The organism is Vibrio sp. YT-19(2023), from assembly GCF_033337395.1.
In genome coordinates, this window is sequence record NZ_JAWOQN010001058.1 from 1 (window position 1) to 534 (window position 534).

Sequence of the window (534 nt, forward strand, 5' to 3'; positions counted from 1 at the left end):
GCTTGCTGTACAGAATCACTCAACGGCAGTTGCTTCACCAAGGCTTCGATCGATAAGTCGAGCATAGCATCTAAGATCGACAATAAGCCGACCATAAAGCCTTGCTCATTGAGATGAGAAAAAGGTTGGTAACGCGACATCAGTTCACAGAACTGGGCACGTTGCAAAGAGAGGTTGTACAACTCACGGGGTTTGTTGCTTGAGATGTAAGACGCCACCACCAAAGAGACAAATTGCTTCAGCTTGTCTTGACCAAGGTAAATCAGCGCCTGACGGAACGAGCTGATTTCCACCTCTAATGTGGTGATCTGGGTATTCACAAAACGCAGTAACTTGTACGACAAGGCCACATCTTGCGTAATGATGCTTTCAATGCGGTCAAAATCCGGCTCTGGCGCGCAGACTTCCCGAAACAGTTGTAACGCTAACACCTGCTCCGGACTGACGTATTTGGTTTGCGACACCAATGGCTTGCTAAAAAAGTAGCCTTGGAAGAATTTAAAGCCTGCCGCTTTGGCTTGCTCAAACTCTTCT

Annotated in this window: 1 protein-coding gene; it reads right to left on the bottom strand. The window is 47.4% G+C overall.

Features of this window, described 5'->3' with window-relative positions; all coding sequences use genetic code 11:
* On the bottom strand, window positions 1-534 hold a 534-nt coding region (locus R7E78_RS30020; RefSeq protein WP_318059126.1), incomplete at both ends, for an EAL and HDOD domain-containing protein.